Here is an 8,401-nt window from a genome sequence, read left to right as displayed (position 1 = left end):
CAACGGGCACTGCGTGCGATCGCTGCATCGCTCCGGCTCGCCCAGGGGCTCGCTGCGCGATCGAGTTCTCGCAAGCTCGAACTCGGCTTCGCACGCGATCGCAACGCTCGGGTCCGCGCGGGCCGGGGTTCGGACCACTGACGATGGTCCCGGTCACCGGGGGCTTGCGGGGGGAGTCGGCGGAGGGGTTGTCACCCTGGGGCATGCGGCGCCCTCCTTCGGCGGGCAACTGGGCGAACGTGGGGGACGCTTCGGCTCGCTTCGCGTTCGGATTCTCGCAAGCGCGGCGCCGGGTTCGCAGACGTTCGGGGGTTCGCGGAGCAGACCGTGTCCGGACGGTCAGGTCCGGGCCGATCGCTCCCGTCGCGGGGGCCACACGGGTCATCCGCGCCTCCGGAACAGGCCGTAGCCGACGAGGGCGGCGATCGCGAGGGCGACGAACAGGCCCGTCCGGACGCCGCCGGCGTCGCGGTGGCCCTGGTCGGCGTTGTCCTTGCCGGTCTTCTCCGCGGCCTTCGCGGACGCCGGCGGCGAGGCGGACGGCGCGGCCGCGCCCGGCACGGGGACCTTGTAGACGGGCTGGTTCTCGCCTTCGGACCCGGCGAGGAAGTACCTGCCGTCGGGCGTGTAGGTGATCGACTCGCCCTGCGGCTGGAACGGCAGCGACACCGAGCCGAGCGACTTGCCGGGGCTCCCGTCCGGCTTCACGGCGTACATGCGGGCGCCGAAGTAGGTGCGGATGACGCAGGTGCGGCCGTCGGGGGCGAACGCCCCGTCCGTCGCGATCGCGGGCGCCTTGCCGATCTTGTGCATGACGTTGTAGCCGGACGTCCGCAGCCGCTTCGGCGCCTCGTAGACCGCGCCGCCGAACAGCTTGCTGGCGATGTACAGCCGGTTCGTGCGCGGGTTGACCATGAGGGTCTCGGCGTTGCGCGGCCCGTCCGCGTACTTGATCCTGAACGCGGTGGCGCGGATGGTCTGGCTGCGCATCTGCGCCGGCTCGGGGATCCGGTAGACGGTGACGTACGGCCAGGCGCCGCCGAGGTTGTCGCCGATGTCGCCCATGTAGATCGCGGGACGGCCCCGCTCGTCCTTGCCGAGCGCCATCGCCTCCCAGTCCCGTGCGGACGCGCCGCCGAGCGTCAGCACGGCCCGCACCCTCCCGTCCGGGCCCAGCGCGTAGATCTTGGGGACGCCGCCGGAGTCGTTGTGGGTGTAGACGATGCCGGGGTGCGCCGTGCTCGCCGCGAGGCCGCTGGACTCGGTGATCCGCGGGTCCCGGATCGTGAAGGCGGCGGTGTCGCCGGCCGCGGTGCCGGCCGCCGCGGGCGGGGCCCAGCAGGCGGTCGCGGCGGCGCCGAGCGCCACCGCGGCGGCGGCCCCGAGCAGGGCACGCGGGGCGGACGGACCCACTGACATCTCGCGATCAACCCCGTTCCCCCGCCCGGTCGATCATACGACGCGCCCCGCGAACCGGGCCCGCACCGGCGGTCAACGCAGCAGCGCGCCGACGACCACGGCCAGGATCAGCGCGGTCAGCACGGTGGGGAGCAGCCATTGGGGCGCGCGGTTCACGCATTGAGCTTATGCGGCCCCGCGCACGGCGCGAACCGGACGGCGATGATCTGCATCTCATCTGGCATGTGCGGTTTGTTCGGGGTGGTCCGCTCGCCCTTCGCCGATGATCCGGGACGGGCGTCGGACGTGTTCGTGACGCTGGGGGCGCTCGCGGAGGAGCGCGGCACGGACGCGGCGGGCGTGGCGCTGCTCGGCGGCTGGCCGGGGCTCGGGCACGACGGCTGCCGGGTGGTGAAGGGCCGCGGCCGGTTCTCCGCCGTCTGGCGCGCCGAGCTGCTCGCCGAGCTGGACCGGGCGCCGGTCGCGCTGGGCCACACCCGCTGGGCGACGCAGGGGTCCCCGGTGGAGCCGGCGAACGCGAGCCCGATGCTGGTCGGCGCCCCCGGGGCCGCCGGGATCGTCGGGACGCACAACGGCGACGTCGACGCCGCGGCGCTGCGGGCGCGGTTCGCGCTGCCCGCCCCGTCCGGCGGGACGGACAGCGAGGCGGTCTTCCAGTTGCTCGCCGGGCGGCGCGGCTCGTCCTGCGTCACCGGCGCCCTGGAGGCGCTGGTCGGACGGGCCGCGCTGGCCTGGGCCGACCGCGACCGCCCGGGCCAGGTGCATCTGGCGCGGGCCGCGCTGAGCCCGCTCGCCGTCGCGGTCGACTCCGAGCAGAACATCTACTGGGCGTCGAACCCGCGCTGGTTCCGGGTGGTGCAGCGGTACACGCGGGTCCGGTTCGTGACGATCGTCATGCTCCGCGAGGGCACGTACATGCGGGTCGGGACGGAACGGGCGCCGGGGCGCCGCGACCGGCCGCAGGTGCTGGCGGCGGCGTCGTTCGTCCCGACGGCGCGTCCGGTGGACCACGACGACCGGGTCTGGACGGGCTTCACCGAGGCCGACCGCGCCCGCGACCAGTCCACCCTCCGCCACCGCCTCGCGACCCCCGGCCTCGTGACGGTGGCCTGACCCCGGAGCCGAAGCCCCGGGGAAGGCACTCCGAACCGCTAGAGGCGCTCTACGACGTAGTCGATGCAGGCGGTGAGGGCTTCGACGTCGGCCGGGTCGATCGCCGGGAACATGCCGATGCGCAGCTGGTTGCGGCCGAGCTTGCGGTACGGCTCGGTGTCGACGATGCCGTTGGCGCGCAGCGCCTTGGCGACCGCCGCCGCGTCGACGTCGTCGTTGAAGTCGATCGTGCCGACGACCTGCGAGCGCTGCGCCGGGTCGGTCACGAACGGCGTCGTGTACGAGGTCTTCTCGGCCCAGGTGTACAGGCGCTGCGAGGAGTCGGCGGTGCGGGCCGTCGTCCAGGCCAGGCCGCCCTGCGCGTTCATCCACTCGATCTGCTCGGCGAGCAGGATCAGCGTGGCGACGGCCGGGGTGTTGTAGGTCTGGTCCTTGGACGAGTTGTCCCGGACGGTCTTCAGGTTGAAGAACTCCGGCACGTACCGGTCGGACGAGGCGATCTCGTCGATCCGCTCCAGCGCGGCGGGCGAGGCGAGCGCGACCCACAGGCCGCCGTCGGCGGCGAAGCACTTCTGCGGTGCGAAGTAGTAGACGTCGGTCTCGGCGACGTCGACGGGCAGGCCGCCCGCGCCGGACGTGGCGTCCACCAGGACGAGCCCGTCGCGCGCGGTGGTGCCGGCGGGACGCTTGATCGGCATGGCGACGCCGGTCGAGGTCTCGTTGTGGGTGAGCGCGTAGACGTCGACGTCCTCCTCGGCGGACGCCTCCGGGTGCTGGCCCGCGGGACTCTCGATGACCGTCGGGTCCCCCAGCCACGGCGCGCCCGTGGTGACCTTGGCGAACTTGCTGGAGAACTCACCGAACGTCAAGTGCTGCGAGCGCTGCCGGACGAGGCCGAACGCGGCGGCGTCCCAGAACGCGGTGGTGCCGCCGTTGCTGAGCAGCACCTCGTAGCCCTCGGGGAGGGAGAACAGCTGCGCCAGGCCCTCGCGGACCCGGCCGACCAGGGACTTGACCGGCTTCTGCCGGTGCGAGGTGCCCATGTACGTCGAGCCGGACTCGGCGAGCGCGGCGAGCTGCTCGGGGCGGACCTTGGACGGCCCGCATCCGAAGCGGCCGTCGGCGGGCTTGATGTCGGCGGGAATGGCTATGGCTGGATTCGCGCTTTCGGTCACTCGCAGAAGGCTACTTGGTGCGGTGTACGACCCAGGTAAGCAGGGCCACCAGCATCACTCCGCAGACAGCGGCGACGACCCCCGGCGGGTAGATCCAGTCGCGGCCGTGGGCGTGGTCGTCGACGGCGGCGCGGACGGCGTCGTAGGTGAGGAACGCGAGCAGGACGGCGCCGAGGGCGGCGGCGACGCGGCCGGAGACGGCGTTGGTGCGGCGGCGGCGTTCCTCGCGCTCCGCCGCGTACCGGCGCATCTCCTCGGCCGGGCCGGGCTCCGGCTCCGCGGGGCGGACGGCGCGGGCGGCGGGTCCGATGTCGCCTTCCAGCGGCTCGTCCGGGTCCTCGGTCATGACGCCCATGATGGCAAACACGTGCAGGTCGGGGCACCCCGCCCGGGCCGGCCGCGGTGGTGGAATTACCACGATCCGTAGTCGGATCTCGGAAATTTTCGATCCATTTCGCTGTACGCGACGTCCAATGTCTCAAAGGGGGCGCGCAAGGAGGCGCGCGCCGGGACGAGGAGCCGCCGGGGGACGAGCGCGAGAGCGAGGGGTTTTCCATGCCGGGCGACGGCGACCGGATCCTGTCGGAGGATCGGCTGCGCGGAGTGCTCGACCTGTTCGAACGGCTGCGGGAGCGGCCGCCGTGGCGCTGGCGGGAGCGGCTGCGGCCGCTGCTCCTGCTGCTCGGCCCGGCGGGACCCGCCGCGCACGTCGCGGAGATGCTCAAGAACCGGTGCGAGCAGGAGCGCGCGCCCGTCTCGCACATCGCGGCCGACACCCCCGCCACCGACGTCGCGGGCGTGCTGCGGGAGGCGAAGCGGGAGCTGTCGCAGCCGAGCAGCCGGGCGCGCGGCGAGCCGGCGCTGCGGTTCCCGCTGCTGGAGATGGCGCTGTGGCTACGGGACCTGCGGGAGATCCGGCTGGCCGGCGACCAGTCGCCGCCCCGGTACGCGTCCCCGTCGGAGCGGGAGAACTTCCAGCTCGTCCGGCGGCTCACGCACCCGCCCGTCGGCGACAACGAGAACGCGCGGCGCCGCGAGCTGAACCGGGTGATCCGGCGGCGCGGCCGGGACGTCCTGCGCGACCTGGAGGAGCCGCGCAGCCGCACCGCGACGTTCCTGTCGTTCCTGGAGCAGATCGCGCCGATCGGCGTCGCGGTCGTCGCGCTGATCAGCGCCGGGACCGCCGCCGCGCTGGACCTGGCGTCCGCGGTGCTGGCCGCCGTGGTCGGGCTGGCGTTCGTGACGGTGCAGATCGTCGCGCGGACGCGCGGCTGGTACGGGGTGCGGCGGTTCGGCTGGTTCGTCGGGCAGCCGTACTTGCAGCGCGACTCCACCGGCTTCCTCGGCTTCGCGCTGGGCGTGTTCGACCCGCGGCCCGTCGAGCCGGACGACCACGCGGAGCAGCTCGACCTGCTGCTGGTCGCCGCGTTCCTGGAGGACCTGCGGCGCAACTACCGGCGCGACTACCGGCGGGCGGCGTGGGCGCGTGTCCGCTACCCGGTGCTGATCTTCGAGCATCTGGCGCCCGGGCATCCCGGCGTGCGGGTGATCGAGTACATCGAGCACGTGCGCGCCGACAGCGGCGACGGCGCGGCGCTGCCGGGCTTTGACCCGCTGGTCGTCACGGCGGGCGTCGACCCGGCCACGCCCGCTGAAGACGGCCCGTCCGCCGCGTCCGGGCCCCGGCTGGTTGACCGGCTCGCGCAGGCGGTCCGGGTCGACCTGTGGTCGGGGGAGCCGCAGAGCGTGTTCGCGGCGCGCGCGCTGTGGGACCGGTACTGGCGCGAACAGCGGCGCGTGGGCGTCCTCGGGTCGCGGCGGGAGCTGCGCGTCGACATCACCCGCGACCCCGGCGGCGACATCCCGCCCGTTCGGCCGGTGCGGCGGCGTCCGCGGCTCACCCATCCGGCGCTGCCGTGGATCGTGATGGTCGCGGTCGCCGCCGCGTCGATCACCGTCATCTCCGTCCAGGTGGACCGGTACTGCTCGCCGTTCGGCATCAAGCGGACGGCGTCCGGCGAGTGCATCGGGATCACCGACGGGTCGTTCAAGTTCGGCGAGGCCAGCGACGGCGAGAACAACGACAACCGGCTGTCGTCGGTGCTCGGGCGGCTGAAGAAGCAGAACGACGCGGTGGCGCGGTCCGGCAAGCCGCACGCGACGATCGTCTACCTCGGGCCGATCACCGCCGACCCCGCCATCCAGAACCGGCAGCTCGACCTGCTCGCCGGCGCGGAGGGCGAGCTGGTCGGCCTCGCCATGGCGCAGGAGGAGTTCAACGCGGCCAGCCAGAGCCTGCGGATGCGGGTGCTGGTCGCGAACGCGGGCGCCCGGTTCCAGCACGCCCGGCAGGTCGCCGAGCAGATCCGCGGGCTCGCGCTGAAGGACCGGTCCGTCGTCGCGGTCGTCGGGTTCGAGCAGAGCCGCGCCGAGACGCAGGACGCGATCAAGGTGCTGTCGAAGTCGGCGCTGCCGATGGTCGGCACCGCCAACAGCTACAACGAGACGGGGATGCTCGACCACGACGCGGGCTTCTCCCCGTACTACTTCCGCCTCGCGCCGCCCAACCGGCGGCTGGCGCAGCACGCCGCCTACTGGGCGAGCCACGGGCAGGTCGGCGGCAAGCGCGCCCGCACCGTGGACGTCATCTACAACGCCGACCCGCACGACCTGTACAGCAGGGATCTCGCCTCGTCCTTCAAGAGCTCCTTCACCGGCTACGTGAAGGACGGGCAGGTCGTCGTCCGCGACTACGACAGCCCGGGGAACCTCGGCAAGACCGTCCACGAGCTGTGCCAGAAGCCGCCGGACCTGTTCTACTACGCGGGCCGGTCGGACGAGTTCCGCACCTTCACCAACGTCCTCCAGCACACCTGCCCCAGCGGGCAGATCGTCCTCGCCGACGACGAGATCGCCAAGTACGTCAGCGACAACGCCCCGCAGATCGGCAAGGTCGCCACGTTCCGGCTGTTCTACATGCCGCTCGCCGCGCACGAGGCGTGGACGGACGCGTGGGTCGGCGACCGCCGCAACGTGTTCTTCAACGCCTACCCCGGCGCCGTCGACTCGATCATCGGGAGGAACGCGCCGCGCGACCTGCGGCCGTCGGAGACCCGCGCCGCCGTCAGCTACGACGCCGCCTCGGTGATCGGGTTCGTGGCGGGGCAGGTGTTCACCGCGCAGGCGGCGCCGCCGACCGCGGGCGGCGTGTTCGCGGCGCTCGACGACCCGGGCGAGGGCCCGCTGTGGAACGGCGCGAGCGGCGTCCTGCAGTTCACCGGGCGCGCCGACGGACACGTGGTGGAGGACAAGCCCGTCCTGCTCGCGACCGTCCGCGCGGGCGGCGCCGTCGAGGTCAGGGAGGTCTGCGGCCGCCTCGTCACCGGCCACCAGGCCCGCGCCGACTGCCCGGCGGGCGACGGCACGCCGTCCGAGCCGTCCCGCTGACGCCGGCCGGGGCGCGAGCCGGGCGAGGGCGCACGAAGGCCCCCGGTTCCGTGTGAACCGGGGGCCTCAGGCGCGTTCAGCGGGGGCGGGAGCCGGCGTGTCGGCCGGCCGTGCTGTCAAGCACTGCGCTTGAGGACCTCCGCCGCTCCGGCCACGTCGTCGATCGACCGGGTGCCCGGCCCGACGTACCGGGCGCTCGGCCGGACGAGGCGGCCGGTGCGCTTCTGCTCCAGGATGTGCGCGGCCCACCCGGCGGTCCGGCCGCAGGTGAACATCGCGGGCATCATCGCGGTCGGGACCTCGGCGAAGTCCAGGATGACCGCGGCCCAGAACTCCACGTTCGTCTCGATCGGCCGGTCCGGGCGGCGCTCGCGCAGCTCGGCGAGGGCGGCGTCCTCCAGGGCCTTCGCGGCCTCGAAGCGCGGCGCGCCCAGCTCCTTGGCGGTGCGGCGCAGCACCCGGGCGCGCGGGTCCTCGGCGCGGTACACGCGGTGGCCGAAGCCCATCAGCCGGTCGCCGGAGTCGAGGATGTCGGTGACGACCTTGCGGGCGTCGCCGAGCTGCTCGACCTTCTCGATCATCGGCAGGACGCGGGCCGGGGCGCCGCCGTGCAGCGGTCCCGACATCGCGCCGATCGCGCCGGAGATGCTCGCCGCGACGTCCGCGCCGGTGGAGGCGATGACGCGGGCGGTGAAGGTGGAGGCGTTCATGCCGTGCTCGGCGGCGGAGACCCAGTACGCGTCGATGGCCCGGACGTGCTTCGGGTCGGGCTCACCGCGCCAGCGGACCATGAACCGCTCGGTGATCGTCGCGGCCTCGTCGATGCGGCTCTGCGGCACCATCGGGACGCCGATGCCGCGCGCCGACTGGGCGACGAACGACAGCGCCGTCACCGACACCCGCGCGAGGTCGGCGCGGGCCTGCTCGTCGGAGATGTCGAGCAGCGGCTTCATCCCGTACGCGGGGGCGAGGGTGGGGAGCGCGCTCTGCACGTCCACCCGGACGTCGCCGGAGGTGACCGGCAGGACGTGCGGGTCGGCGGGGGCGAGGCCCGGGTCGAAGCTGTCGTCGACCAGCAGGCCCCAGGCGTCGCCGAAGGAGACGCGGCCGACGAGCTCCTCGATGTCGACGCCCCGGTACCGGAGGGCGCCGCCCTCCTTGTCCGGTTCGGCGATCTCGGTCTCGAAGGCGACGACCCCCTCAAGACCGGGTTTGAAGTCGGACATGTCGTCCTGCCTTTCGTCCCC

At 73.6% G+C, this 8,401-nt stretch carries 6 protein-coding genes; 2 read left to right on the top strand and 4 right to left on the bottom strand.

Annotated elements, in window-relative coordinates; genetic code table 11:
• Positions 1-381 precede the first annotated feature (381 nt).
• Complete coding sequence (locus tag F9B16_RS23230) at positions 382-1,419, bottom strand: hypothetical protein (protein ID WP_151542220.1); 1,038 nt, start codon at positions 1,417-1,419, stop codon at positions 382-384.
• 240 nt (positions 1,420-1,659) lie between these two features.
• Here F9B16_RS23230 and F9B16_RS51085 point away from each other — a divergent pair, with 240 nt between their 5' ends.
• Positions 1,660-2,532, top strand: a complete 873-nt coding sequence (locus tag F9B16_RS51085; protein WP_225991879.1) for a class II glutamine amidotransferase — start codon at positions 1,660-1,662, stop codon at positions 2,530-2,532.
• 38 nt (positions 2,533-2,570) lie between these two features.
• On the opposite strand, the gene serC is transcribed toward F9B16_RS51085, so the two are convergent.
• Both serC and F9B16_RS23215 read right to left on the bottom strand, forming a co-directional pair.
• Positions 2,571-3,707, bottom strand: a complete 1,137-nt coding sequence (serC, locus tag F9B16_RS23220) for a phosphoserine transaminase (protein ID WP_151542219.1) — start codon at positions 3,705-3,707, stop codon at positions 2,571-2,573.
• Positions 3,708-3,717: 10 nt separating this feature from the next.
• Positions 3,718-4,053, bottom strand: a complete 336-nt coding sequence (locus tag F9B16_RS23215) for a hypothetical protein (protein WP_151542218.1) — start codon at positions 4,051-4,053, stop codon at positions 3,718-3,720.
• A gap of 209 nt (positions 4,054-4,262) precedes the next feature.
• On the opposite strand from F9B16_RS23215, the gene F9B16_RS23210 reads away from it, so the two are divergent.
• The gene (locus F9B16_RS23210; protein ID WP_151542217.1) at positions 4,263-7,154 is read left to right on the top strand and encodes an ABC transporter substrate-binding protein; all 2,892 of its coding nucleotides are present in this window, start codon (positions 4,263-4,265) and stop codon (positions 7,152-7,154) included.
• 116 nt (positions 7,155-7,270) lie between these two features.
• Here F9B16_RS23210 and F9B16_RS23205 read toward each other — a convergent pair whose 3' ends face one another.
• A complete protein-coding gene (locus tag F9B16_RS23205; RefSeq protein ID WP_151542216.1) occupies positions 7,271-8,380 on the bottom strand; it encodes a citrate synthase 2 in 1,110 nt (369 codons plus the stop codon).
• Positions 8,381-8,401: the final 21 nt, after the last annotated feature.

This window comes from Actinomadura montaniterrae (genome assembly GCF_008923365.1).
GTDB classification, from domain to species: domain Bacteria; phylum Actinomycetota; class Actinomycetes; order Streptosporangiales; family Streptosporangiaceae; genus Spirillospora; species Spirillospora montaniterrae.
The sequence above is the reverse complement of the archived record's forward strand: the minus strand, read 5'-3'. Positions and strand labels throughout refer to the sequence as shown.

What these genes read in the sequence shown, in the direction of transcription:
- F9B16_RS23205 (WP_151542216.1), bottom strand. Translation starts at nt 8,380, where the DNA reads ATGTCCGACTTCAAACCCGGTCTTGAGGGGGTCGTCGCCTTCGAGACC.
- F9B16_RS23215 (WP_151542218.1), bottom strand. Translation starts at nt 4,053, where the DNA reads ATGACCGAGGACCCGGACGAGCCGCTGGAAGGCGACATCGGACCCGCC.
- F9B16_RS23210 (WP_151542217.1), top strand. Translation starts at nt 4,263, where the DNA reads ATGCCGGGCGACGGCGACCGGATCCTGTCGGAGGATCGGCTGCGCGGA.
- F9B16_RS23230 (WP_151542220.1), bottom strand. Translation starts at nt 1,419, where the DNA reads ATGTCAGTGGGTCCGTCCGCCCCGCGTGCCCTGCTCGGGGCCGCCGCC.